This window comes from Glycomyces tritici (assembly GCF_030403505.1).
The window spans coordinates 606,397-631,851 of sequence record NZ_JAUEMJ010000003.1; the positions used below are offsets into that span (position 1 = coordinate 606,397).

18 protein-coding genes and 1 tRNA gene are annotated in these 25,455 nt (G+C 68.1%); 8 read left to right on the forward strand and 11 right to left on the reverse strand.

Going from position 1 to position 25,455, the window contains the following annotated elements; all coding sequences use genetic code 11:
• Positions 1-105: 105 nt before the first annotated feature.
• Both QWI33_RS13180 and QWI33_RS13185 read right to left on the reverse strand, forming a co-directional pair.
• A complete protein-coding gene (locus QWI33_RS13180) occupies positions 106-3,888 on the reverse strand; it encodes an SGNH/GDSL hydrolase family protein (RefSeq protein WP_289957602.1) in 3,783 nt (1,260 codons plus the stop codon).
• A 539-nt stretch (positions 3,889-4,427) separates the two neighbouring features.
• The gene (locus QWI33_RS13185; protein ID WP_289957603.1) at positions 4,428-4,709 is read right to left on the reverse strand and encodes a hypothetical protein; all 282 of its coding nucleotides are present in this window, start codon (positions 4,707-4,709) and stop codon (positions 4,428-4,430) included.
• 584 nt (positions 4,710-5,293) lie between these two features.
• Between QWI33_RS13185 and QWI33_RS13190 the strand changes: the two genes are divergently transcribed.
• A complete protein-coding gene (locus QWI33_RS13190) occupies positions 5,294-5,851 on the forward strand; it encodes a peptidoglycan-binding domain-containing protein (RefSeq protein ID WP_289957604.1) in 558 nt (185 codons plus the stop codon).
• A 316-nt stretch (positions 5,852-6,167) separates the two neighbouring features.
• Here QWI33_RS13190 and QWI33_RS13195 read toward each other — a convergent pair whose 3' ends face one another.
• From QWI33_RS13195 to QWI33_RS13205, 3 genes are all read right to left on the reverse strand, one after another.
• Positions 6,168-6,884, reverse strand: coding sequence for an ABC transporter ATP-binding protein (locus tag QWI33_RS13195; RefSeq protein ID WP_353895465.1), 717 nt, complete (start codon positions 6,882-6,884; stop codon positions 6,168-6,170).
• Positions 6,885-7,165: 281 nt separating this feature from the next.
• Complete coding sequence (locus QWI33_RS13200; protein WP_289957606.1) at positions 7,166-8,104, reverse strand: endonuclease/exonuclease/phosphatase family protein; 939 nt, start codon at positions 8,102-8,104, stop codon at positions 7,166-7,168.
• Between the two features lie 142 nt (positions 8,105-8,246).
• Positions 8,247-8,337: transfer RNA gene (locus tag QWI33_RS13205), tRNA-Ser, on the reverse strand.
• Between the two features lie 107 nt (positions 8,338-8,444).
• Here QWI33_RS13205 and deoD point away from each other — a divergent pair.
• On the forward strand, positions 8,445-9,152 hold the full coding sequence (gene deoD, locus QWI33_RS13210) for a purine-nucleoside phosphorylase (RefSeq protein WP_289957607.1): 708 nt from the start codon (positions 8,445-8,447) through the stop codon (positions 9,150-9,152).
• 41 nt (positions 9,153-9,193) lie between these two features.
• Here the strand turns inward: deoD and QWI33_RS13215 are convergent, their stop codons facing one another.
• The gene (locus QWI33_RS13215; protein ID WP_289957608.1) at positions 9,194-11,329 is read right to left on the reverse strand and encodes an acyltransferase family protein; all 2,136 of its coding nucleotides are present in this window, start codon (positions 11,327-11,329) and stop codon (positions 9,194-9,196) included.
• A 446-nt stretch (positions 11,330-11,775) separates the two neighbouring features.
• Here QWI33_RS13215 and QWI33_RS13220 point away from each other — a divergent pair, with 446 nt between their 5' ends.
• From QWI33_RS13220 to QWI33_RS13230, 3 genes are all read left to right on the forward strand, one after another.
• Positions 11,776-13,323 carry an acyl-CoA carboxylase subunit beta gene (locus QWI33_RS13220; protein ID WP_435367578.1) on the forward strand — a complete coding sequence of 516 codons (1,548 nt, stop codon included), beginning with the start codon at positions 11,776-11,778 and terminating at the stop codon, positions 13,321-13,323.
• A gap of 47 nt (positions 13,324-13,370) precedes the next feature.
• Positions 13,371-14,498 (forward strand): acyl-CoA dehydrogenase family protein, encoded by a 1,128-nt coding sequence (locus QWI33_RS13225; protein WP_289957610.1) that lies wholly within the window; start codon positions 13,371-13,373, stop codon positions 14,496-14,498.
• A 188-nt stretch (positions 14,499-14,686) separates the two neighbouring features.
• Positions 14,687-15,178 (forward strand): Rieske (2Fe-2S) protein, encoded by a 492-nt coding sequence (locus QWI33_RS13230; protein WP_289957611.1) that lies wholly within the window; start codon positions 14,687-14,689, stop codon positions 15,176-15,178.
• Between the two features lie 58 nt (positions 15,179-15,236).
• On the opposite strand, the gene nhaA is transcribed toward QWI33_RS13230, so the two are convergent.
• The 3 genes from nhaA to QWI33_RS13245 form a co-directional block, all read right to left on the reverse strand.
• On the reverse strand, positions 15,237-17,120 hold the full coding sequence (nhaA, locus tag QWI33_RS13235) for a Na+/H+ antiporter NhaA (protein ID WP_289957612.1): 1,884 nt from the start codon (positions 17,118-17,120) through the stop codon (positions 15,237-15,239).
• Positions 17,121-17,163: 43 nt separating this feature from the next.
• Positions 17,164-18,603: an alanine/glycine:cation symporter family protein gene (locus QWI33_RS13240; protein WP_289957613.1), complete on the reverse strand. Its 1,440-nt coding sequence runs from the start codon at positions 18,601-18,603 to the stop codon at positions 17,164-17,166.
• Positions 18,604-18,859: 256 nt separating this feature from the next.
• Positions 18,860-19,282, reverse strand: a complete 423-nt coding sequence (locus QWI33_RS13245) for a Fur family transcriptional regulator (protein WP_289957614.1) — start codon at positions 19,280-19,282, stop codon at positions 18,860-18,862.
• A gap of 155 nt (positions 19,283-19,437) precedes the next feature.
• Between QWI33_RS13245 and QWI33_RS13250 the strand changes: the two genes are divergently transcribed.
• Complete coding sequence (locus tag QWI33_RS13250) at positions 19,438-20,907, forward strand: catalase (RefSeq protein WP_289957615.1); 1,470 nt, start codon at positions 19,438-19,440, stop codon at positions 20,905-20,907.
• A gap of 438 nt (positions 20,908-21,345) precedes the next feature.
• On the opposite strand, the gene QWI33_RS13255 is transcribed toward QWI33_RS13250, so the two are convergent.
• Positions 21,346-21,939, reverse strand: coding sequence for a transposase (locus tag QWI33_RS13255; protein ID WP_289957616.1), 594 nt, complete (start codon positions 21,937-21,939; stop codon positions 21,346-21,348).
• Between the two features lie 92 nt (positions 21,940-22,031).
• Here QWI33_RS13255 and QWI33_RS13260 point away from each other — a divergent pair, with 92 nt between their 5' ends.
• Positions 22,032-22,817: a TSUP family transporter gene (locus QWI33_RS13260; protein ID WP_289957617.1), complete on the forward strand. Its 786-nt coding sequence runs from the start codon at positions 22,032-22,034 to the stop codon at positions 22,815-22,817.
• Here QWI33_RS13260 and QWI33_RS13265 read toward each other — a convergent pair.
• Positions 22,814-23,911, reverse strand: coding sequence for a calcium:cation antiporter (locus QWI33_RS13265; RefSeq protein ID WP_289957619.1), 1,098 nt, complete (start codon positions 23,909-23,911; stop codon positions 22,814-22,816). The two genes, QWI33_RS13260 and QWI33_RS13265, sit on opposite strands and share 4 nt — an antisense overlap.
• Before the next feature lie 163 nt (positions 23,912-24,074).
• On the opposite strand from QWI33_RS13265, the gene QWI33_RS13270 reads away from it, so the two are divergent.
• Positions 24,075-25,454, forward strand: coding sequence for an aldehyde dehydrogenase family protein (locus QWI33_RS13270; RefSeq protein WP_289957620.1), 1,380 nt, complete (start codon positions 24,075-24,077; stop codon positions 25,452-25,454).
• Position 25,455: the final 1 nt, after the last annotated feature.

Here is a 25,455-nt window from a genome sequence, read left to right on the forward strand (position 1 = left end):
ATCCAGAACCATATGACGAGAACCAGAGTGGCCACGAATACGGCGGCTGAGAAGATCAATCCGATCATTCCGCAGGTGCTGAAGTCGAATTCTCGGCGGCGATTCTTAGACACCGGCAGCCACCATCGCACTCTGGACTGCAGGTTTGTATCCGTACTGCAGTCCGAGTGCGTTCGGATGCATCGACTCCCTGCTGGGAACCGTGACACTGCCGGTGTCTCCCGGTCCGGTCTTCTCGAAAATGCCAGTGTTGAAGTAGAAGGCGTTATCCTCGCCATTGCAGAGCTCATGGCCGGCAAACGTTTCTGTGGTCGACACATAGGTCACATTGGCATCAAGGCCGGCAACGATCTCAGCCATACCGCTCCTCAACCGCTGCGCCATGTCGTAGAGCATCACCGATTCAGCGTCGTCGACCGTGAGCAGTCCACCGGAATAGAAGCACTGTTCCCATGGATCGTCTGAGAAGAGGCTGGGGTAGCCAACCAGGAGGATCTCAGCATTCGGGGCAAGTGACCTGATCTGTGGCAGGAGGTCGCTCACCTCGGCCAACGCCGAGTCCACGTCTGCTTGCATGGCCGCCTCGTTCTCGGCCGTGGCGCAGTTCCCATTGCGGAAGTCGAGACAGGTGTCCACATGCGTCGAGAAGTTCGCGTCGTTGCCGCCGATGGACAGCAACACCAGTGTGGTGTCGGCGCTGAGGACGCCGGAGTGCAGTTGCGGGTATTCGCCGAACTGACCACCGTCCGGATCGTCCAGTGGCTGCTGAAGACGGGTGAAGTTGTTGGTCGTGGCGCCTGAGCACGACACGTTCTGAAAGTCGATGCCGTTATTGTTAGCGTCGGCATTGGCGCCGAAGGAGTAGGTCCAGCCGGGAGGCACGATCTGGCGGGTCCATGCGTTCTTGCTGCGGCGGCATGCGTTCCAGGTGCGCAGCCCGGCGTTGCGGTCGGTCTCGGTGTAGTAGTTGCCCACGCCCTCGCCGGAGATGAACGAGTCGCCCATCGCCACGACCATGTGCTTCGGTTTGGCCGGGAGCGGCGCGAACGCGACGGCGTCATAGGTGATGCCGTCAAGCCCGACCCCGTCAGCGGTGATATTGGAGAGGGAAACCTTTTGCGGTTGAGTCGGGTCGAACTGGTAGGCGCCAATCTCGACCCAGGTGTTCGCCCGGTACACGGTGTTGAGATACCGGTCGCGAGTCCCGAGGGTCGTGCCATGAACCTCGTAAGGGGCCTGCTGGGTGGCGGCGTGGCGAGAGGGGACGTGGACGTAGACCTTGGCCCAGCCGTTAATGCGGTCGGCCTCGTCGAGCTCCCAGGTGCCGGTCACTTCCATCTCGGGCTGGGTGTCGTTGCGGGCGTGGGTGAACCAGAAGTGGCCTCGGAATCCTCCGCCGACCTGGTGGAGGTCGATTTTGGAGGGGTAGGTCGCAGGGCTGGTGTTCGCGGTCGGGAAATCGAACGAGAACGAACCGGATTGCGAGACCGGGACTCCGGGACAGGAGCTGGGGCCGCCTTGGGTCTCGGCGACGCTGTCGATCACTCGGATGTACCCGTTGCTCGGCACATTCGGAGAGGCGCAGTTTGGCTGGAACGCAGCGTATGTGGGCCTTGCCGGTTCTGGATCGCCCGCCGTGTATACCAGGACCTCCGTGCCGCATCGCACGGGGCAGAGACCGGCGTCGACCGGTTCATGCCACCAACAGTGCAAGTTGCTCAAGGCGCACGGGCCGGGCTCAGACTTCAGGCACTCGTCGGTCTCGACTTCGCAGATCCCCGCGTTCCAATCGCCCGCGACATCGCAGTTGTTTCCCGATGTAGTGCAAAAGTCCCCGAACTCGGGCAGCGCTGCTAGACCGGTTGTGCCGTACGCCGCATTGTAAGCGCCGGGGTACTCACCGGTGCCGTAGTCGTAGCGTCGCAGCGGATCGAATGCGAAGCCAATGACTCGCTCGGGGTAGGACCACAAGTTGGGGTGTTTGGAGTTCCCGTAGCCGAGGGACTCGTTCCAGTCGTCCGGCAGACCCTCCCAGTCGGCGGGGAAGTCGTGCGTGAACAGGAACATGTCCCGACCCGGCATGTAGACGGGGTTGGCCGGGTTGTTCGCCCAGCCGACGCCCCACTGGCCGTGGTGTTGGTCCTTGTCCGCCTCGGGATAGAACCCGGTGTTATACGCCCATAGGGCAAACCACCAGCTCTGGAGATAGGCAGGGTCCCCATCGTCGAGGATGAGGCCGGCTTCACGGGTCTGGTTCCATTTTTCCTGGAGGATTTGCAGGCCCGCGGCGATGTTCGAGGCGTAGTCCACAGTGATCAGCTGCTGCTGGAACTCGGTGTACACCGTGTCGTCGCGGTGCATGCCCGTGGTGACCTGGGCGATCCCATATCCGCAGTCGACGTCGTCCCAGTGCACCTCCCAGAGGGTGTCGCCGCCTGCGGTTCGGTTGCCGTAGAAGCCGCCCTGGTGAATATTCCCCGAGTATCCGTCAGCGGCGTGGCTTGAAGCGTGCCACCCGTTCGATTCCTGGGCGATGATGCCGAGCATGAGCTGCGCGGGCACGGTGCCGCCGCCGTCGAGCGTGATCGGCGGGAACTGGACTTGCGGACTGAAGGCGGGCAGACCCAGATTGTTCCAATCGGCCGGCCGGCTCTGCGTCAGCGCGCCGCGGACGGCAAGATCTACTGCCCACTCGACTTGGGCCGCATTCGGTTGGTAGGACATCAGGTTCGGGTCGTTGCGGGGTATCGCACAAGCCCGGTCGGGGTCCCACGGCACCGCCGCAGGGTCCTCTGCGCCGAGCGCACCGAACGTCTCCTGCTCGGTGAGCGTCTCGGCGAGGACCGGCGAGATCTCGTCCGCGCCTGTGTTCGCCCCGAGCGGAACGGTCGCCTCGACGGCTGTGCCGTCGTCGGTGGCGTAGATGAGAACGTCGGCTGTATCAGCGGAAGTGCTCACTCCCTGTTCGACATCAGCCCCATCGAGAGTCAGGTTCGAGGTGACGACTGCCATGCCGCCTTCGGTTGAGAGCTCCACACTCGCGGGCACATCGGCGACCTCCCACGACTCGGGCAAGTCACCGAGGTCTATCGCCGCTTCGAGGCCCTTGACGATCACCTCGCCGTCGGTGTTCCGATGCAGATCGAGCCGCCCGGCGTCGGCTCGGGCCATTTCGGTGGCCTCGCCATCGGCGAAGCGGACTGCCACCGTCTCCTCCCCGTCGAGCACCTGGAAACCCAGTCCTCCGTCGGCATCGACAGCAAGATCGAACGCAATGGCCTCGGTGCGCAGCAGGGGCTCGATCGTGCCATCGTCCTCGACGACGACGATCTGTCCGCCGGCTGCTGCAGCAAAGCCGTCACCGTATGCAACAGGGGAAGACAGCTGTCCTTCCACTTCAATCGCATCGATAGTCGCAGTCGCAATATCCACGCGCTGCAGACGTGTCTGCGCTACGTCATCGTCACCGACCAACGCGGAAAGCACAACGCCCTCGGCCCCACAGGAGGGGTTGTAGTACGCGAGGCTCGTGCGCTCGTCGAGTTTCGAAACCTCGCCAGACTCCAGGTGAACGACCGCGGCGAATGCGCCGCCGTACATACCCGCCGGGGAGTTCGTGTACTCGCGCGGCGCATAAACGACCATTGCGTGCTGCCCATCGGCGGTGACGCAGTACTGCCCGAGCCACCGGTCAGTTTCGAACCCCGGCTCGACAAGAGTCGCGACTTCTGTCCACTCTGACGGATTCGACGCATTCGCGACCAGTAGATGGAAGCCAGCGGCATCACCATCACCCGTAACACTGATGTCTGTCGAAGATCCGCCCGCTTGAGGGTTGGCTGCTGGTGTCGCATCGACAGCGGACAGCGCGTGAGCGGCAGTCCCCACAACTCCGTCAAACAGCGCTGGGACCAGCAGCAGACACAGGGATAGAAGTATCTTAGAGCGCATTTGTCCTCTTGATCGCATGCTTCGCGACGCGATCGCAGATCGCGTGATTTTTAGCCAAAAGCTGGTAGACGCCAGATCGAAGGGCAGCCGCTGAAAGGCGGTTGGATCCGTCAAATTTCGAAGTAGCGCCGTGGGATAGATGGGGCGAAGGGTCGTGCAGGCTGGCACCCGCGCCGCTGTGGATTCGGCGACGTGGGTTCAACACCGCGGTCATGAGATTACGCAGCCCATCACCGACCGTCAAGATTCATGTTCGAAAACGAACACGACTGTGGGCCGGCCTGGTCCGGGGACGGGTCGGCCTTTGGGGCATGCGCGAACCGCGGCAGTCGGGACGATCATCTCGATTCAGGCAAGCGCTTGAGCGCTTGACTTGGTACTGTAGACATACATCACAAAGGCTGCGTTTCCCGACCCTTTCAACACCTCAGCCGAGAAGAGCAAACGTGAACTCCATACCCCGCAGAATCCCCCCATCATTCTCCGAAGCAGACGCCGCGATCCTGAACTGCGTCGTGGCGGCGCCATCTCATCAAGTTGCCGCAGAATGGCTCGGATGCTCCGCAACGCATCTGCGCCGACTGCTCAAGCTCCTTCGGGAGCGCTTCGAGGTAGACAACAACCTGCAGCTCATTATGTTGGCATCCCTGCAGGGTGCCATCGATCCGGTCAAAGTCCTGCCAGGGGTCCATCCCTCCACTGCCTGAACCCTGATCACCGCAGCCAAATCCGCGAGCTGCGGTGATCCTTTCAGCCAAGCGCACAACCTTCGGAGCCTGGGACTTGCGACAACTTCACCGCCCCAAGCGACCAAGGCGGCGTTGACGCGTGCGTCCGACTCACTGTCCTTGCACATCCGGGCAGCCGCCGATAGTGAGGCCATAGCTCCGCCCAGACCGTGAATCGGCCTGCGTACCAAACAAGGTAGCGCCCCTAAGGCCATCCGAAAACATTCAAACTGGGGGCTTGCGCTGGTAAGCGGATGCCGGTATCATCATCGGCGCGCCGCAAACTAGACTATTCAACCCCGATCCTCAATTAAAATTTTTCGGACATATGGCCGTGATCCGGACGGACACTACAACGACTTTCATTCAGCCGCGCTCAGATATCCTGGGCTCTTTCCTAACCTTCAGTAAGAGACCTTGGGTTGTATTCGAATAGCGCTGCGTTGCGACTGAACCATCACAGTACCGCACAGCCTATTCAATGCCAGTGGCTTCTAAGGCGAGGACTCTTGCCCGAAAGAAGATATTCGCCCAATCCGGATCCATCCGGCCCATTAACCTCACCGACTAGGAAATCTGGAATGTCAAGTAAACCAGTAATAGGAATCTTTCCATTGAACGATAAGTTGTCGATGCCCGTACAGTTTCTAAAGAGAATTCTTCTGACACTGGGTTTGACAATCTCCATTGTCATTGCTGCAGAATCCCCCGTTTTCGCAGGCACTGTAACGAATGCATGGTCGGACAATCCGACACTATGCGCACCCAGCAGCGCCTGCACCAAGAGCGGCAACCTCGTTCGAGCATGGCAGACGATCGTCATCAACAACGTCTATGACGACTGCGGTAATCTCGGATGCTATGCCACTTACGGCTGCTGGTTCGTGGATGGCTCTTTCGGTTCGAACTCAACAGCCGGCACGAAGGCATATCAAGGCAATATCGGTGTCACCTCCGACGGCTGGGTAGGATCAGGTACGTGGAGTGAGGTCTATAGCCGACTAGTTCGACACAGCGCAAATGACACTCCATCTACGATTGGGTATGCCTTGCCAAGTCTCTATCCTGTTTATGGGGGTTCAAGCACCTATTTTTATCGAGTGCAATCAAGCGGCGCCTGGTATTTCAAAGACCGATGTGACGGCAACCGCTGGAAAGCGATGTCTTTTTAGCGTTGTTCACGTACACGAGGAATCTATTTCCAATCACTTAAACGTGATTAGATCGTTCGTTGTCTATATGTTCCGGTTTCTGAATTACAGCTGATTTGGCAATACAGGGAATGGCATTCTCCTTTAGTAGCCAGGAACCATGCAATACCTTCACTCCAGGAACTCTGGCAATTGCTAGATCGAACAAGCACCCCACCCTTGAAGTAGGACGCATCATCTGACCGGGGTTATCCCACAGTATTTCTGGGCGCAAGCGAACTGCGGGCCCGCGCCTTTCGGCGCGGGCCCGCAGTCCTTTTGGGAGGAAGGAAGTTCGTCAGGTGGCCTTGGGCATCACCAGGGTGCCGGGTGCGACCCGGTCGGTGGGGGTGGTGTGGCCGTCGTCGTGGAGGTGGTTGCCTTCGCGGAGTTGGCCGTCGCGGATGGTGACGGCGCGCTGGGCGCGCTCGGCCACTTCGTGGTCGTGGGTGATGATGAGGATGGTGAGGCCCTCGGCGTGGAGTTCGTCCAGTGTGGCCATGATGGAGTCGGCGGTCTTGGAGTCCAGGTTGCCGGTGGGTTCGTCGCACAGCAGCAGGCTGGGGCCGGCCGCGAGGGCGCGGGCGATCGCGACGCGCTGGCGCTCACCGCCGGAGAGGGTGGTGGGGAGGGCGTCGAGGCGGTGGGAGAGGCCCACGAGTTCGAGTTTCTCGCGGGCGATCTGGCGCCGCTTGCGTTTGGGGACGCCTTGGTAGACCAGGGACATGGCGACGTTCTCGGTCGCGGTGCGGTGGGCCATGAGGTGGAACGCCTGGAAGATGAAGCCGATCTTGTCGGCGCGCAGCTGGGTGCGGTGCGCTTCCTTCATCGTGGAGGTGTCGTGGCCGTCGAGCCGGTAGGTGCCGGTGGTGGGGGCGTCGAGGAGTCCGAGGAGGTTGAGGAGGGTGGACTTGCCGGAGCCGGAGGGGCCGACGATGGCGACGTACTCGCCGTCGTCGATGCGCAGTTGGACCGGTTTGAGGGCTTCGACGGGCGGGGGGCCGGGGTAGGTCATGCCGACGCCGTCGAGCTCGATGAGCGCGCGGCCGCTCGCGGCGGGCCCTTCGCCTGCGACGCGCGCGAACACCGCGGTGTCGTCGGCAGCGCCGTTGGCGGCGCCGCCGCTGACGGTCGGCAGGATCATGGTCGCGTCGTCTTCGGTCACGTCTCCAAGACGCCCGGACCGTCGCGAGTGGTTGCACGCCGCCGCGACTTTGCGTTCCGGCGGCGCCGGCGGGTCCGGGGTCCGGGGGCTTCGGCCGGGCCGGGGTGCTCGGCCGGGGTGCCGTCGGCGGTTCAGGAGAAGGAGAAGTCGGCCATGATCGGGCGGTGGTCGGAAGCGGTCGCGTCCAGGACGTCCGAGCCGGTGGCCTCCATGCCGCGGTAGAGGACCTGGTCGATCCGCGCCATGGGCGTGTCGGCGGGCCAGGTGAAGCCGAAGCCCTTGCCGGCGTCGGCCTGCGCCGAGTGCAGCTGGTAGGTGATGGGGGCGAGGGCGCGGTCCTGGGAGGTGCCGTTCAGGTCGCCGGCGAGGACGACGCGTTCGAGTTCCTCGTCGGCGAGGGCTTCGCCGAGGAGGAGCGCGGTCTCGTTGCGCTGGGCGGAGGTGAAGCCTTCGGTGTTGACGCGCACGGAGAGCAGGTGGGCGACGTAGAAGGCGACGGGTTCGCCGTCGATCTCGACGGCGGCGCGGAAGGCGCGGGCCCAGCCGAGGTTGAGGTCGACTTCGTTGGAGTCGATGACGGGGTGGGTGGACCAGAGGGCGACGGTGCCGTAGGAGACCGAGTGCTCGTACTGGTCGTCGAGGAGGTCGCTCCAGGCGTAGCGCTGGTCCTCGGTGAGTTCGACGAGGATGATGACGTCGGGTTCGGCGGCGAGGAGGGTCGCGGCCGTGCCGGCGGTGTCGGTGTTGTTGGCGTTGACGTTGTGGGCGACGACGCGGAAGTCGCCGTCGCCGGTGTGCTTGTCGGGGATGAGGCCGGCGTACATCTGGAACCAGACGAGGCCGGGGAGGAGCGCGCAGACGATGGCGAGGGGCCGGCGGCGGATGGCGGCGAGGATGAGGAGGACGGGGACGGCGAGGCCGAACCAGGGCAGGAACGTCTCGATGAGGCTGCCGAGGTTGAACCAGCGGTTGGGGATGAACCGGTGGAGGAGCAGTATCGCGGCGAGGAGCAGTGAGAGGACGATGAGCGCCCCGCTGAAGATCTTCCCGCCCGTCGATGATCGGCTCACCCGCTGCCGCCTTTCTCCGTGTGAGCGGCGCTGCCGCGCCGTCGGCGCCGCCGGGTGGCGGCGCGGTCCCGACAGGTTAGCCGCCCTTGGCGAGAAACGGCGAATGCCGGGCCTGTGGTCACAGGCCCGGCATCCGGAACGTTGGCGGTGGCGGTGGGATTTGAACCCACGGTTGAGGGTTACCCAACACTCGCTTTCGAGGCGAGCTCCTTCGGCCGCTCGGACACGCCACCGCCGAGAACACTACCGGACTGCGTATGCGCGCGACCGACCGGGCCCGGCGATCCAGCTCACAGCCGGTCCTCGCAAATTCATGGGATGTTTATGAGAAGCTGGCGTCATGACTGCACACATCTCCGCCAAGCCGGGCGACATCGCCGAGAGCGTCCTCCTGCCCGGGGACCCGCTGCGCGCGAAGTGGATCGCCGAGAACTTCCTCACGGACGCGACCTGCTACACCGAGGTCAGGAACATGTTCGGGTTCACCGGCACGTACAAGGGCAAGCGCGTGTCCGTGCAGGGCACCGGGATGGGCCAGCCCTCCGCGTCGATCTACACGCACGAGCTGCTCGACGTCTACGGCGTGACGACCGTGGTGCGCGTGGGCTCGGCCGGCGCGATCCACAATGACATCGAGCTGCGGGACGTGGTGGCCGGCATCGGCGCCTCCACGAACTCCTCGATGAACCGCATCCGCTTCAACGGCGTCGTCGACTACGCGCCGGTGGCCGACTTCGGGCTGCTGCGCGCCTCCGTGGACGCCGCGACCGCGCGCGGGATCAACCTGCACGTGGGCCAGTTGTACTCCTCGGACACGTTCTACACCGACGCGCCCGACGTCGAGGCGAAGCTCGCCGACTACGGCATCCTCGCCATCGAGATGGAGGCCGCGGCGATCTACACGCTCGCCGCGAAGTTCAAGGCCCGCGCGCTGGCGCTGTGCACCATCTCCGACCACATCCTCAAGGGCACCGAGCTGCCCGCGGCCGACCGCCAGGAGTCCTTCTCCGAAATGGTCGAGATCGCGCTGGACGCCGTCACCGCGTAACGCGCCCGCTCAGGCCCGGCTCGCTGAGCCGGGCCTTTCGCCTACCCCGCAGCGGGGTTCGCGAGCACCGCGGCGAGCTCGTCCCCGAGGTAGGGGCCGAGGGTCGCGGCGTAGGTGTTGGTGAGGTGCGCGTCGTCGCGGTAGACGAGGACGTTGCCGACCACCGGCGGGCAGGCGTCGCCGTCGCAGATGAGGCCGGTGAGGTCGACCTTGTGGACGCCCGCGGGGACCTCCAGGGCCTCGAACGCGCCCTCGTCGTAGTACGAGGCGCGGTCGACGGTGCACTCGTTCGCGTCGGGGCCGTTGAGGTCCACGCACAGCGGGATGTCGAAGCGGGGGCTCGGGGTGTCGCGCAGGGCGACCACGGGGGTGCCGGTGGCGAGGAGCTGCTCGTAGCGGTCGGTGTACTCGGGGAACGTCTCGTACGCCTCGTAGCCGACCCGGGAACCGTAGGTGAGCACCAGGTCGGGCCCGATGGCGGCGATCTCGGCGACGACCGCGTCGTTCCAGGCCGCGCACGAGCGGTACCGCTCCTCGCCGAGCGCTTCCTGGCCGGTCTCGATGATGCACGCGTTCTTGGTGAACGCGATGACGTGCCAGTCCCGGTCCTCGGCGGCGTCCAGCACCGCCGGGAGCCACTGCCAGATCTTCGACCCGCCGTACATGACGACGGTGGCGGCGGTCCCCGCGCCGTCGGCGGCCCCGTCCTCGTCCTCCTCCCCGTCGCCGTCCGACTCCTCACCGGGGTCGTCGCCGGGGCTGAAGTCGCACCGGACCGGCTCGTAGCCGGTCATGGTCTGGTTGCAGCGGCCCGACAGCGCCGGGTCGTAGTCCAGGGCGGCGTCGAGCGTCGACGGCGTGAAGTCGGCTTCGGCCACCTCCAGGCCCTCGGCGAGGGCGGCCGCGCCGGGGTGGCGGGCCGGGTCGTGCGCGGCCTCGGCGAGCCGTTCGCGCTCGAACGCGATGTACCCGGCCATGGCGGCGCAGGCGGCGAGCGCGAACGCCATGGACGCCGCGCCGAGGGCGAACGCGCCGCGCTTGGTGCGCTGCCCGAGGGTGAGGCGCCGCTCCAGGGCCCAGTGGGTGGCGGCGGCGAGCGCGGTCGCGGCGGCGAGGATGCCGAGGCCGCCGGGGAGGGTCGCGGTGTCGCGCCCGGTCGCGGTGAGGTAGCAGATGAGGATCGGCCAGTGCCAGAGGTAGAGCGTGTAGGAGAGGTCGCCGAGCCACTGGACGAACCCGGTGTTGAGCAGGCGCCCGGCGCCGGCGCCGGGGCTGAGGGACGCGGCGGTGACGACCGCGCAGGCGCCGCCGACGGGCCAGAGCGCGGCGAGCCCGGGGAACTGGGTGCTCTCGAGGAAGAATCCGGCGCCGAGGAGCACGGCGACGCCCGCCCAGCCGAGCAGGGCCGCCGTCCATTTCGCTTGCGGCGCAGCGGGGTCGGTGAAGGCGGTGCGCAGGCGCGGGAGGGCGAGGGCGAGGAGGCCGCCCGCGGCGAACTGCCAGAGGCGGGCGCGGAGGTCGAAGTAGGCGAAGGCCTGGTTCTCGGCGGTCTCCCAGAGCGCGAAGGCGAACGAGGCGGCGAAGACGAGCGCGAGGGCGGCGGCGAGGGTGCGGCGGGGGCTGCGCCCGGTGCGGGCGGCGACCGCGACCGCGGCGGCGATGAGGATCGGCCACAGCACGTAGAACTGGGCTTGGACGCCCATGGACCAGTAGTGCTGGACGATGCTCGCGCCGTTGTTGGAGGAGAGGTAGTCGACGGAGTTGAGGGCGAGGTGCCAGTTGGCGTAGTAGAGGGCCGCGGCGAGGAGGTCGCCGACCTGCTGGAGCCAGGTGGCGCGCGGGAGCCAGAGGACCGCCATGACGACGCTCGCGGCGACGACCACGAGGGCGGGCGGGAAGATGCGGCGCACGATGCGGGAGGCGAAGGCAAGGGGGGCGACCGAGCCGGTGCGGTCGACCGAGCGGAGGAGGCTCGCGGTGATGAAGAAGCCCGAGAGCAGGAGGAACACGTCGACACCGCCGGAGACGCGGTCGAACCAGATGTGGTAGACGGCGATGACGACGATGGCGAGGCCGCGGAGGCCGTCGATCTCGCGCAGGCGCGGCGGCCGGGCCGCCGGCCGGGCGGTCGCGGGGGGCGCGGTCGTGGCGTCGCTGGTGCTCGCGGGGTGGCTCATCGAACTCCGGGGGAGGCGGCGTGCGGGGGCACGTGGCGGGGCGCGGTGCGGTGGCGGTCCGGTGGTCTCCCCGAGGGTAGCCGCGGCGGGTCGCGGGAGGGAACGGGGCGGTTGCGGCGGTACGCGAGCGGGAGGCGATGCGAGTGCGGCGGTTCGCGGCGGATGGCGCGAATTGGGCATCCGGAGGCGCCCCCGAATCCATGGTCCCCCGCGGGTGCGACACCGGTGCGGGGCCGGGGGGTCGCGGCGCCGGGCCGAATGGCTCCCGAGGCCGGAGTGAAGCCGCAGGTGGGCGCCGTAGCGAGCCGGGTTCCAACCGCCCGCGGACGGCGCCCGGTACCTGGTGCGCGCCCGCCGGTGAACAACTGAATGACGCGTCCGGCGAATGCGTTGACACGCGAAGGATCGGCGGGACACAATAGGCTTGCCTTAACGATCGTTAAGGGATGCTGTTTCGGCAAGGAGGCCGTAACGTGGAATTCGGGGACTACCCGGCCGAACGCGAGCGCATCGAGCGCGGCGGCGCCGCGAAGTACCACCAGGCCGCGGCCGCAGCGGGCAAGTACCACGCGCGCGAGCGCATCCGCCGCCTCTGCGACCCCGACTCGTTCCGCGAAGACGCCCTCTGGGCCAACCCGGACCCGACCCTCCCCGCCGACGGCGTCGTCGTCGGCACCGCCACCGTGCAGGGCCGCCCCATCCGGCTCATCGCCAACGACTCCACCGTCAAAGCCGGGTCCTGGGGCGCGCGCACCGTCGAGAAGATCATCCGCACCGTCGAAGCCGCCCAGCTCGAGCAGCACCCCATCGTCTACCTGGTCGACTCCGCCGGAGCCCGCATCACCGACCAGGTCCAGCTCTTCCCCGGCCGCCGCGGCGCCGGCCGCATCTTCCACGAGCAGGTCCGCGCCTCCGGGAAGATCCCCCAGGCCTGCGCCCTCTTCGGCCCCAGCGCCGCCGGCGGCGCCTACATCCCCGCGTTCTGCGACATCGTCGCCATGGTCGACGGCAACGCCTCCATGTACCTCGGCAGCCCCCGCATGGTCGAAATGGTCACCGGCGAGAAGACCACCCTTGAGGACATGGGCGGCGCCCGCGTCCACTGCGAGCAGTCCGGCGTCGGGCACTTCCTGTGCCGCAACGAGGACGAAGCCATCGCCTCCGTCAGGCGCTGGCTCTCCTACCTGCCCTCCAACTGGACCCAGCCCGCACCCGTGCGCGCCGCCCGCCCTCCGCTCCCGGTCGACCTCGCCGCCCAGATCCCCGCCAGCGAATCCGCGCCGTTCGACATGCACGCACTCCTCGACGGACTCGTCGACCGCGACTCGGTCCTCGAAGTCCAGGCCCGCTGGGCCGGCGAACTCATCACCGCGTTCGCCCGACTCGACGGCAGGCCCGTCGGCATCGTCGCCAACAACTCCGCCGTGCGCGGCGGCGTCCTCTTCTCCGACTCCGCCGACAAGGCCGCCCGCTTCGTCAGCACCTGCGACGCCTTCAACGTGCCCCTGCTGTTCCTCGCCGACGTCCCCGGCTTCATGGTCGGCTCCGCCGTCGAACACGGCGGCATCATCCGCCACGGCGCCAAGATGATCGCCGCCGTAGCCGAAGCCACCGTCCCCAAACTCTGCGTCGTCGTCCGCAAGGCCTACGGCGCCGGCCTCTACGCCATGGCCGGACCCGCCTTCGGCTCCGACGCCTGCCTCGCCCTGCCGACCGCCCGCATCGCCGTCATGGGCGCCGAAGCCGCCGTCAACGCCGTGTACGCCAACAAGATCGCCGCCATCGACGACCCCGCCCAACGGGAGCAGTACGTCGCCGACAAACGCGCCGAATACGAAGCCGACGTCGACCTGCGCCGCCTCGCCGGCGAACTCGTCGTCGACGACATCATCGAACCCGCCCGCCTCCGCGATGACCTCATCGCCCGATACCGCCGGCTGACCCACAAGGACCGCCGGTTCTCCGACCGCAGACACCCGATCACACCGGTGTAGCCGCCACCGCGACGCCTGCGATCCGACACAGCAACAGGGAGCCAGCCATGCGACTCGACATCGAGCAGACCGAATTCGCCGCCGCCGTGCGCGCCTTCGCCCAAGACCAGATCAAACCGGTCATCGGCGACTTCTACGAGCGCGGCGAGTTCCCCGCCGACCTCATCCGCGAGCTGGGCAAGCTCGGCGTCCTCGGCGTCACCCTCCCCGAGGAGTACGGCGGCGCCGGCGCCGGCCTCTTCATGCTCGGCCTCGCCCTCGAGGAGATCGCCCGCGTCGACGCCTCCGTCGCCGTCACCGTCGAAGCCTCCGTGACCCTCGGCGCCGAAGGCATCGCCCGCTACGGCACCCCCGCGCAGAAGGACAAGTGGCTCCCGCGCCTCGCCGCCGGCCAGGGCCTCGTCGCCTTCGCCCTCACCGAACCCGGCGGCGGCACCGACGCCGGCCACACCGACACCAAGGCCCGCCTCGAGAACGGCGAATGGGTCATCGACGGCGCCAAGTGCTTCATCACCAACGCCGGCACCGAGATGACCGACCTCATCGTCACCACCGCCCAGACCGGCCCCGGCGAAGTCTCCTGCATCGCCGTCGAACCCGGCACCCCCGGACTCCAGATCGGCCCCGAGTACTCCAAGGTCGGCTGGCGCGCCTCCGACACCCGGCCCGTCTACTTCGACGGCTGCCGCGTCCCCGAGGCCAACCTCCTCGGCCAGCGCGGCCGCGGGTTCGTGCAGTTCCTGGAGCTGCTCGACAGCGGGCGGGTGGCGATCGCGGCCCTGGCGACGGGCTCGGCGCAGGGGTGCCTGGACGAGTCGGTGGCGCACGCGAAGGAGCGGGAGGCGTTCGGGCGGCCGATCGCGTCGAACCAGTCGATCGCGTTCATGCTGGCGGACATGCGGCTGCGGGCGCACACGTCGCGGCTGGCGTGGCAGGACGCGGCGTTGAAGGCGGATGCGGGCGAGCCGTTCAGCACGGATGCGGCGCTGGCGAAGCTGCACGCGTCGCAGGCGGCGGTGGAGAACGCGCGGGAGGCGACGCAGATCTTCGGCGGGTACGGGTTCATGAACGAGACGCCGGTGGCGCGGGCGTGGCGTGACTGCAAGGTGCTGGAGATCGGTGAGGGGACCAATGAGGTGCAGCGGATGCTGATCGCGAGGTCTTTGGGGGTGTAGTGGCGCTGTGAGCTTCCTGAGAACTTGATGAAGCTTCAACTAAAATGCTTGATCTGGGGCGGTATCGCGTGCCAAGCTCGGGATCCGGGCGTTAGCGTTGCGACCGCAGGGGTCGGGACGGCAGGCCTCGGCTCGCCATGCGGGAGCCGGCCACGGCGCCGCAGCTGAAGCGCACAAGGAGCTCAACGATGACCGACACCAGGACCGGGTCCGACACGGCGGAGCGAGCGGCGGGCCGCCCAGCGGCGACCCGGCGCGGGATGATGTGCGGGCTGGCCGGGCTGGGGGCGGCGGGCGCGCTCGCGGCCTGCGGCACGGCCGAGTCCCCGAACGGCTCCGATGCCGCGACGTCGGGCGAGGCCGCCACCGAAGGCGGCACGACCGGTGCGAGCGGCGGGAACGCCGGGATCGCGGCGACCTCGGACGTGCCGGTGGGCGGCGGGATCGTCGTGGACGAGACCGTGATCGTGCAGCCGGCGGCGGACGAGTTCCTGGCGTTCTCGGCGGTCTGCCCGCACCAGGGCGAGATCGTCGCCGCCCCTGACGCGGACGGCAACATCGTCTGCCCGCGGCACCAGTCGACGTGGACGATCGAGGGCGCGCTCGAGGAGGGCCCGGCCGAGGTCGACCTGCCTCCGGTGGAGATCACCGTCGAGGACGGCCAGATCTCACTCGCCTAGGCGCACCACGCGAAGCGGCCGGGAAGCTTGCGCTTCCCGGCCGCTGTCGCATTGCCGGCTACGTCAGGGCGTCGGCCGCGGCCGGGTCCGAGTCGCGCAGGAACTGGGCGCAGCGGGCGGCCTCGTCGGATTCGCCGATGGCCGCCGCGGCGCGCGAGAGCTGGTGCAGGGACTTGAGGAACCCGCGGTTGGGCTTGTGGTCCCACGGGATCGGGCCGTGGCCCTTCCAGCCGCTGCGGCGCAGCTGGTCGAGGCCGCGGTGGTAGCCGGTGCGCGCGTAGGCGTAGGCGGCGACGTCGTCGCCCGACTCCAGGGCGTTCTTCGCCAGGCGGGCCCAGGCGGCGCAGAACCACGGGTAGCGGCGCACGGTGTCCTCGGGCGTGTGCTCGTCGAGGAACTTCCTGGCCTCGGTGTCCTCGGGCATCTTCGTCGCCGGAGGCTGGGACATGAGATTCTGCGGAGCCAAGACGGCGTCCCTCCAAAGGTCGGGTCTCACTCTAGGTTCGAGTCGCTGTGAACAGCAGTGGGCCAAGCCTAACCCCGCGTTCGCGGCGTCCTCCACAGCCCGCTCGTCCTCGTCGGCGTCCTCGGTCCGCGGGGTCTTCGGGGCGGTGAGGTGGACGGCGAGGGCGCCGATGAGGGCGGCCAGGAAGGACGCGCAGAGGACGCCGATCTTGCCTTCGTCGGTGAGGAGCGCGGCGTCGCCGCCGCGGAAGGCCAGCTCGGTGATGAACAGGGCGACGGTGAAGCCGATGCCGGCGACCATCGCGATCGCGGCCAGGAGCGGCCAGGTGGTGCCGGTGGGCATGCGGCCCCAGCCGAGCTTCACGACGATCCAGGTGACCGCGGTGATGCCGACGAGCTTGCCGACGACGAGGCCGAGGATGATCCCGAGCGTCACGGTGGAGGTCATCGCCGTGGCGAACAGGTCGCTGGAGAGCGCGACGCCGGCGTTGGCGAGGGCGAACAGCGGCAGGACCACGAACGAGGAGAACCGGTGGTTGCGGGCCTGGACGCGTTCGGTGGGGGGCACGGCGTCGCGGGCGAACTTGACGAGCTGCTCGGTCTCCTCGGCGGTGAGGCCGTCCTTGGCCATCTCCTGCGCGCGGGCGTGGGCGATCTGCGGGTCCAAAAGCGGCCTGGCGGAGATGATGAGGCCCATGACGACGCCGGCGATCGTGGCGTGCACGCCCGATTCGAGCATGGCGACCCACAGGAGCACGCCGATCACCAGGTAGACGGGGCCGGACCAGACGTTGAGGACGCGCAGGAGGATGGCGAGCGCGATGAGCGCGCCCGCGGCGCCGAGCCAGGCCATGGAGACGTCGTCGGTGTAGAAGATCGCGATGACGGCGATCGCGCCCAGGTCGTCCACGATCGCGAGCGTGAGGAGGAAGATCCTTGCGGCCGAAGGGATGCGGGAGCCGAAGAGGGCGAGGATCCCGACGGCGAACGCGATGTCGGTGGCCATGGGGATGCCCCAGCCGCCCTCGCCCGGCGTCCCGGCGTTCAGGGCGACGTAGATGAGCGCGGGGGCGGCCATGCCGCCGACGGCGGCGGCGATGGGCGGGACGGCGTTGCGGGGGTTGGAGAGTTCGCCGGAGACGATCTCGCTCTTGATCTCCACGCCCACGACGAAGAAGAAGATGGCCATGAGGCCGTCGTTGATCCAGTCCTGGAGCGTGTGGTGGAGTGCGAAGTCGCCGAACGCGAACGTGATGTCCAGGCCCCACACGGCCTCGTAGGAGGCGGCCCACGGCGAGTTGGCCCAGAGCATAGCGACGACGGCGCAGACGACGAGGACGACGCCCGCCGCCGGTTCGATCGTGAGGAACTCGGCGGCGGGGCGGCCGACGTAGCGGGCGAGCGGGCGCCGCGAGTAGAGGAACGCCGGCTCGGAGCGCCAGATGGGTGACTTCCAGGGTTCCTTCGACTGCGTCATACCGGCGAGCCTATCGAGGCGCCCGCTCCGGGCCGGCGAGTCGTCACTTTTCCGCGGCGGGCACGGCGGGCGCGGTCTCGGGCTCCCACACCTGGAGTCCACTGAGGCCGGGCACGGATTCGCGGGTGAAGACCGGGTCGAGGCCGGCCTTGCGCTGCCGGTCGTAGTCGCGTAGCACCTTCACGGTGACGCCGGTGAGGCCGAGGACCGCGACGAGGTTCACCGTGGCCATGAGGCCCATCGTCACGTCCGCGATGCTCCACACCGTCTCGAGCGAGGCGACGGAGCCGAGGAGGACGAGGCCGACGACGATGACGCGCAGCGCGCCGACGGTCCAGCGGCTGTCGCGCAGGTACCGGACGCTGGTCTCGCCGTAGAAGTAGTTGCCGACCACCGAGGTGAAGGTGAAGAGCACCAGGATGAGCGCCATGACCTGGAGGGCCCAGCCGCCGAGGGTGGCGTCCACGCCGCGCGTGACGAGGTTGACGTTCGCGTCCCCGTACACCGGGTTCGTGGTGAGGACGATGAACGCCGAGATCGAGCAGATGAAGATCGTGTCGAAGTAGACGCCGAACGCCTGCGTGAGGCCCTGCTTGACCGGGTGGCTGACGGTGGCGGTGGCGCCGGCGTTCGGGGCCGAGCCCATGCCGCCCTCGTTGGAGAACATGCCGCGGCGCACGCCCTGGATGATGACCGTGCCGAGCGCGGCGCCCGCGAACTGCTCGAAGCCGAAGGCCGAGTTGAAGATGTTCGCGATCGCGCCGGGCAGCTCGTCGGCGTTGATGACCACGATCGCGGTGCCCAGGCCGAGGTAGACCAGGGCCATGGCCGGGACGGCGAGCTGCGCGAAGTGCGCGATGCGCTGGAGCCCGCCGAAGACCACGAACGCGGTGATCACCGCGAGGACCACGGCGATGATCCAGGTCGTGGTGTCGCCGGTGGCCACGCCGAGCCCGTCGAGGGAGTCGTTGACGGCGCCGGTGAACGTGTTGGCCTGCACCATGTTGAAGCTGAACGGGTACGTGAAGATGAGGATGACGGCGAAGACCGCGCCGAGCCAGGGCGCCTTGAGGCCGTGCTTCATGTAGTAGGAGGGCCCGCCCTTGAACCCCTCGGGGGTGCGCTCCTTGTAGACCTGCGCGAGCGTCGACTCGGCGAACGCGGTGGCGGCCACCGTGATCGCCATGATCCACATCCAGAACACCGCGCCGGGCCCGCCGATCGCGATCGCGGTGGAGACGCCCACGATGTTGCCGGTGCCCACGCGCGCGGCCGAGGAGATCGCGAACGCCTGGAACGCCGAGACCTTGCGGTGCCCCTCGGTGCCCTCGCCCGGGTCCTCGCGCAGGCCCTTGATCATCTGCGCGAAGAGCCGGAACTGCACGCCCTTGGTGAGGACCAGGTAGAGGAGGCTGGTGAGGACGATGAGCGGGATGACCACCCAGGCCCAGTACTGGTCGTTCCAGGACAGCAGCTGGTCCACTTCGGACTCCTTCGGTCGGGCGCGCGCAAGCCTGTGGCCTGCATACGGACGATCAGGCTCGTGGCCTGAACCTAGCGTTCCGCCGGGGGTCTCGCTGGGAATCCGGGGCGAGGCGGCCCCGCGACCGTATCGGAGCAGAACGGGACAAGGCAAGCCAAAACGATGAGCGAGACCGTTTCGTCACCGAAGCGCGACTGGAGCGCGACAGTCGGGCCGCGCCCGCGCCGCTCGCATGCCGCCTGTCGGGTTGCGGCCCTTAGGAGGCGGCCGCCTGGCACTCGGGGCACAGGCCGCGGTAGGCGATGGAGGCGCGGGTGACGCTGAAGCCGTGGCGCTCGTCGCCGGGGAGCCAGTCCACCGGATCGCTCATGACGTGCACGTCCTTCATGCGACCGCAGCCCTCGCAGATGAGGTGGTGGTGCTCGTGGTCGGCGTTGGGGTCGTACCGCTTGGAGCGCCCGTCCAGGGTCAGCTCGAGCACCTCGCCGAGGGCGACCATCTCGTTGAGGGTGTTGTAGACCGTGGCGCGCGAGAGCTCGGGCATGCGCTCGACGGCGCGCTCCAGGATCTCCTCGGCGGTGAAGTGCACGTGGGAGCCCTCGAGCGTCTCAGCGATGACACGCCGCTGAGGAGTGATGCGCCAGTTGTGGCGCCGGAGTCGGGTAACGAGGTCGCTCATGCTGTTCTCTCACGCGGTCGGGGCATTGAATCCCACTCTAGCAGGCGAAACACTGTGGCACTACTTACCTGGGACTGGTTCTTTGTTTAGACATAGTCTAAGCTAGGATCTAGTCTTAAACAAACTGAGTCGTGAACAGCTAGGAAGGCCTCCCCATGAGCGAGCAGTTCGACAACACTGCCGGGCCGCTGACCACCGAGTCCGGCGCGCCGATCTCCAACAACAACCAGAGCGAGGCCGCCGGCGTCGGCGGGCCCCTGCTCATCCAGGACCAGGTCCTGCTCGAGAAGCTCGCGCACTTCAACCGCGAGCGCATCCCCGAGCGCGTCGTCCACGCCCGCGGCGCCGGCGCCTACGGCACCTTCACCGTGACCGCCGACGTCACCAAGTACACGAAGGCCCACTTCCTGTCCCAGGTGGGCAAGGAGACCGAGACCTTCCTGCGCTTCTCCACCGTGGCCGACTCCCTCGGCGGCGCCGACGCCCGCCGCGACCCCCGCGGCTGGGCCCTGAAGTTCTACACCGAAGAGGGCAACTACGACCTCGTCGGCAACAACACCCCCGTGTTCTTCATCCGCGACGCCATCAAGTTCCCCGACTTCATCCACACCCAGAAGCGCGACCCGTACACCGGCTCGCAGGAGGCGGACAACGTCTGGGACTTCTGGAGCCTCTCCCCCGAGTCGGTCCACCAGGTCACCTGGCTCTTCGGCGACCGCGGCATCCCCGCGTCCTACCGCCACATGGACGGCTTCGGCTCCCACACCTACCAGTGGGTCAACGAGGCCGGCGAGCAGTTCTGGGTCAAGTACCACTTCAAGACCGACCAGGGCATCAAGAACCTCACCCAGGACGAGGCCAACAAGCTGGCCGGCGAGGACCCCGACTCCCACCAGCGCGACCTGCGCGAGTCCATCGAGCGCGGCGAGTTCCCGTCCTGGACCGTGCAGGTGCAGATCATGCCCGCCGCCGAGGCCCCGAGCTACCGGTACAACCCGTTCGACCTCACCAAGGTGTGGCTGAACGAGGACTACCCGCGCATCACCATCGGCAAGCTCGAGCTCAACCGCAACCCGGACAACATCTTCGCCGAGGTCGAGCAGTCGATCTTCTCCCCCGCGCACTTCGTGCCGGGCATCGGCCCGTCGCCGGACAAGATGCTGCAGGGCCGCCTGTTCGCCTACGGCGACGCCCACCGCTACCGCGTCGGCATCAACGCCGACCACCTGCCGGTGAACCGCCCGCACGCCACCGAGGCGCGCAACGGCAACCGCGACGGCCTGGGCTACGACGGCCGCCACGGCCGCCAGAAGAACTACGAGCCCAACTCCTTCGGCGGCCCGCACGAGACCGGCCAGCCCCTGTGGGCGCCCGTCCACGTCAACGGCCCGACCGGCGAGTGGGAGACCCCGGCCCACAGCGAGGACGACGACTTCGTGCAGGCCGGCAAGCTCTACCGCCTCATGAGCGAGGACGAGCAGGACCGCCTCATCGCGAACCTCTCCGGGTTCCTCGCCAAGGTCACCCGCGAGGACATCGTCCAGCGCGCCATCGCGAACTTCGCGAAGGCCGACGAGAACTACGGCAAGCGCCTCGCCGTCGCCGTCGCCGAGCTGCGCAAGTAGGAGCGAGCGGCGCTGCGCCGATTGCAGCGCGCAGCCGCCAGACGCGTTGAGAGCCGCGGGCGGGGAGTAGCCGCCAGGCCCGCGGCTTTTCGACAGCGACCCGGTCCGGCGTCCCTTGCGGACGCACCGGACGCGAAACGCCCGGCCGGGGCCTTGGGAAGGGCACCCCGGCCGGGCGTTTCGCGTCCCCGGGGCAACACCCCGGCGACGTCCCCGAAGACCTCGTCGCATGCGCCTTCCGCAACACGCTCACCCGCCGCGGACCCGGGCGGCGACAGCGGCGGCACGCCGGCGCTCGCGGTGACCGGCTCGGCCCGGCCGTTCGTGCTTCGCCGCCGCCATGGCGGTCGGCGTCCTCCTCCTCCGCGCCCGCGCGCAGGTGACCTGAACGCGAAGCGGCCCGGCGTGCAGCACGCCGGGCCCGTCCGCTTCGCGGGGCTAGTCCTCCAGGACGCGCCCGCACTCGCCGCATTCCGGCGGTTTCTGGCGAGGCACCTCGATGAACTCCTCGGCCACGATCCACAGCTTCCAGCGGCCGTCCGATTCGCGGTTGACGGTGATCGAGGTGATGTCGTCGCGGCTCGGCCGCTCCAGGCCCCACGAGATGTCCAGCGGCGCCTTGTGCTTCGCGAGCTTCACCTCCCGGCCCTTGAGGTAGTAGCCGGCGCGGGAGTACACGAGCTGCGTCTGCTCGCCGTGCTCCTTCGGCACCGGCTCGCGGCTGCGGCCGTTGAGGAACGAGTGGTACTCGGTGTGGAGCTGCCGGGCGATCTGCTGGAGCGGCACCGACGAATAGACCTTGACCCACCGGTTCGCGGGCTGGTTCTTCCATTTGGTGAGACGGGCCGAGATCTCGGCGTACGAGATCTTCTCCCCCCTGGCGCGCCACTCCCGCTGGAACACCGCCAGCGACCAGTTGTACACGGCCCGAACCGCTTCGAGGGTCTCCTCCAGATTCCGCCGCTGCTGCTCATCGGGGTCGAACGTATACTCGTAGCCGCGTTTCACCAAGTGGGTCATAGGCTTCGTCATGTCCATGACCTGTTGATATCAGACGATTACCCTCCGACACGTGTTCCTCACCTCATCGGCGTGTCTGCCAGCCGCGCGGCAAGTAACTTGGCGTGGTGCCCTTCGACCTCGATCCCGGTCTGTTCGCCCTGCTCATCGCCGCGGCGATCTTCGCCGGATGGGTCGACGCGGTCGTCGGCGGCGGCGGCCTCATCCAGCTCCCGGTGCTCCTCGTGGCGTTTCCCACAGCGCCCACCGCCCTCATGCTGGGCACGAACAAGATGGCGTCGGTCTTCGGCACCACCACCTCGGCGATCGCCTACGCCCGCAAGATCACCCTCGAGCACCGGCTCCTGTGGCCCACCGTCGGGCTCGCGCTCCTCGGCTCCGGCGCGGGGGCGCTCGCCGCGCTCTCGGTCTCCTCGGACGCGTTGAAGCCCATCATCATCGCCGTCCTGCTGGCCGTGCTCGTGCTCGTCGTCGCGAAGCCGCAGCTGGGCCTGGAGCCGAAACCGGAGCTGCACACCCGGTGGCGCGGCGCCGCCGTCATGGTCGTGTGCGGCCTGGCGATCGCCTTCTACGACGGGCTCATCGGCCCCGGCACCGGCATCTTCCTCGCCGTGGCGTTCACGACCATCCTCGGCATGGACTTCCTGGCCGCGGCCGCGCACACGAAGGTGGTCAACGTGACCACCAACCTCGGCGCGCTCGTCGTCTTCGCGGCCCAGGACAACGTGTGGTGGCTGCTGGGCGCCGTCATGGGCCTGGGCGCGATGCTCGGCGCCTGGTTCGGCGCGCACACCGCGATGTCCAAGGGCAGCAAGTTCGTGCGCGTCGTCCTCGTGGTCGTGGTCCTCGCGCTCCTGGCCCGCCTGAGCTGGGACGTCTGGGTCCGCTAAGGATTGATCGCCAGGAACAGGTAGGCCGCCAGCAGCACCAGGTGCACGCCGCCCTGCAGGCGCGTGGCGCGGCCGGGCACGATCGTCAGGACGCTGACGACGACGGTGAGGCCCAGCAGCACGATCTCGGTCGAGCCCAGGCCCAGCAGCAGCGGGCCGTCCATGAAGAAGGAGGCCACCGCGATCACCGGGATGGTCAGGCCGATCGACGCGATCGCCGAGCCGTAGCCCAGGTTGATACTGGTCTGGATGCGGTTGCGCGACGCCGCGCGGATCGCCGCGATCGACTCCGGCAGCAGCACCAGCAGCGCGATCGCCACACCCACCGAGGACGCCGGGAACCCGGCCGCGAGCACCCCGGCCTTGATCGCCGGCGACTCCGCCTTCGCCAGGCCCACGACGCCGACGAGCGCGACCATGAGCATCGCCAGGCTCAGCAGCGCCGTCTTCCCGCTCGGCGGGTCCGCGTGGTCCTCCTCCCTGACGATCCCGTCCTCGGTCACGGGCAGGAAGAAGTCGCGGTGGCGCACCGTCTGCGTGAACACGAACAGTCCCCAGAGCGTGATCGAGGCGAGCGCGGCGAAGACCAGCTGCGACGCCGAGTACTCGGGGCCGGCCTCGCTCGTGGTGAAGGTCGGCAGGACCAGGCCCAGCGTCGCGAGCGTGGCCACGGTGGCGAGGGCCGCGCCGCTACCCTCGGGGTTGAACAGCGTCGTGCCGAACTTGAGGGCGCCGACGAGGAGGGCGATGCCGACGATGCCGTTGGTCGTGATCATGACCGCCGCGAACACCGTGTCGCGGGCGAGCGTCTCCGCATCGGAACCGCCGCCGGCCATGACGGTGACGATGAGCGCGACCTCGATGACCGTGACGGCGACCGCCAGGACGAGCGAGCCGAACGGCTCGCCGACCCGGTGGGCGACGACCTCGGCGTGGTGGACCGCGGCGAGGACCGTCGCGACCAAGGCGACCGCGGCGAGGATGACGAGCGGGGCGCCGAGCTCGCGGCCCCAGACCCCGGCCAGCACCGCCATCCCCAGGATCGGCGCGATCACGGTCCAGGAGAGGAGCGGGTTGCTCTTGACGGCGGCCATGGGCGCATGGTTTCACAACCCGGGCCCCAGGTCGGTGCAGTTCACGGATCGGATGGAACCGCCCACAAACCGTTGATCGTCCCCATTGTCCCTGGCAGCATGGGAGGGTCACGGGACGAATGCGGTCCTCCCGTCCCGAGCGGAATCCGGCTACGCTCATGGCATGACCGGCAACGAGATTCACTCCACGGTCGAGCGCCTGCGCTCGCACTTCGCCACGGGCCGCACCAAACCGCTGCCGTGGCGGCTCGAGCAGCTCAAGGGCCTGGACCGGATGGTGCGCGAGGCCGGAGACGAACTGGCCGACGCGCTGCGGGCCGACCTCGGCAAAGCGGCGCCCGAGTCGTTCCTCGCCGAGATCGACTTCGTGGCCGCCGAAGTGCGCGCCCTGCGCAAGCACCTGCGCACCTGGTTCCGCCCCAAGCGGGTCTACACGCCGCCGCACCTCCAGCCCGCGAAGGCCTACGTGCTGCGCGAACCCCTCGGCGTCGTCACCGTCATCGGGCCGTTCAACTACCCCGTGCAGCTCCTCCTCGCCCCGCTCGCGGGCGCATTGGCCTGCGGCAACGCGGTGGTCGTGAAGCCGAGCGAGGCCGCGAACACGACCGCGGCCGTCCTCGAGCGGCTCATCGGCGAGTACCTCGACCCGGACGCGGTCGCGGTGATCCAGGGCGGGCCCAAGTCGACCGAGGCCCTCCTTTCGGAGCGGGTCGACCACATCTTCTTCACCGGATCGGCCCGCGTGGGCAAGGTCGTCGCGAAGGCCGCCGCCGAGCACCTCACGCCCGTCACGCTCGAACTGGGCGGGAAGAGCCCGGCGATCGTCGAGCCGGGCGCGGACCTGGCGACGGCCGCGCGGCGCATCGCCTGGGGCAAGTTCATGAACGCCGGCCAGACCTGCATCGCCCCCGACTACGTGCTCGCCGTCGACGGCGTCGGCCCCGAACTGGAGAGGCACCTCGCCGAGGCGGTGCGGGAGATGTACGGGCACGCCCCGGCCGACAGCCCCGACTTCGGGCGCATCATCTCAGAGCGCGCCTTCGACCGGCTCGCGCGGTTCCTCGAGGAGGGGCGGCTCGTGTGCGGCGGCGGGCACAACCGCGACCAGAGGTACATCGCCCCCACCGTGCTGGCCGACATCACGCCCGGCGACGCGGTCATGGGCGAGGAGGTCTTCGGGCCGATCCTGCCGATCCTCACCGTGGACACCCTGGACGAGGCGATCGCCTTCGTCAACCAGGGCGAGAAGCCGCTCGCGCTGTACGCCTTCACGAACTCGGACCTGACGCGGCGCAAGCTCCTGACCCGCACCGCGTCCGGGGCGGTCGGCTTCAACGTGCCGATGGCGCACATCGACGTGCCGGGCCTGCCGTTCGGCGGGGTCGGGCACTCCGGGCTCGGCGCCTACCACGGGAAGGCCTCGATCGAGACGTTCAGCCACGCGAAGTCGGTGCTGGACAAGCCGTTGGCGCCCGACACGATGCGAGTCGTGTACCCGCCGTTCACCCAGATCAAGGAGCAGGTGCTGCGGCGCCTGCGCTAGA

Coding starts and splice junctions, on each gene's coding strand:
- QWI33_RS13195 (WP_353895465.1), bottom strand. CDS start 6,884: ATGACCTACCCCGGCCCCCCGCCCGTCGAAGCCCTCAAACCGGTCCAA.
- deoD (WP_289957607.1), top strand. CDS start 8,445: ATGACTGCACACATCTCCGCCAAGCCGGGCGACATCGCCGAGAGCGTC.
- QWI33_RS13215 (WP_289957608.1), bottom strand. CDS start 11,329: ATGAGCCACCCCGCGAGCACCAGCGACGCCACGACCGCGCCCCCCGCG.
- QWI33_RS13220 (WP_435367578.1), top strand. CDS start 11,776: ATGCTGTTTCGGCAAGGAGGCCGTAACGTGGAATTCGGGGACTACCCG.
- QWI33_RS13225 (WP_289957610.1), top strand. CDS start 13,371: ATGCGACTCGACATCGAGCAGACCGAATTCGCCGCCGCCGTGCGCGCC.
- QWI33_RS13230 (WP_289957611.1), top strand. CDS start 14,687: ATGACCGACACCAGGACCGGGTCCGACACGGCGGAGCGAGCGGCGGGC.
- nhaA (WP_289957612.1), bottom strand. CDS start 17,120: ATGACGCAGTCGAAGGAACCCTGGAAGTCACCCATCTGGCGCTCCGAG.
- QWI33_RS13245 (WP_289957614.1), bottom strand. CDS start 19,282: ATGAGCGACCTCGTTACCCGACTCCGGCGCCACAACTGGCGCATCACT.
- QWI33_RS13250 (WP_289957615.1), top strand. CDS start 19,438: ATGAGCGAGCAGTTCGACAACACTGCCGGGCCGCTGACCACCGAGTCC.
- QWI33_RS13255 (WP_289957616.1), bottom strand. CDS start 21,939: ATGACGAAGCCTATGACCCACTTGGTGAAACGCGGCTACGAGTATACG.
- QWI33_RS13265 (WP_289957619.1), bottom strand. CDS start 23,911: ATGGCCGCCGTCAAGAGCAACCCGCTCCTCTCCTGGACCGTGATCGCG.
- QWI33_RS13270 (WP_289957620.1), top strand. CDS start 24,075: ATGACCGGCAACGAGATTCACTCCACGGTCGAGCGCCTGCGCTCGCAC.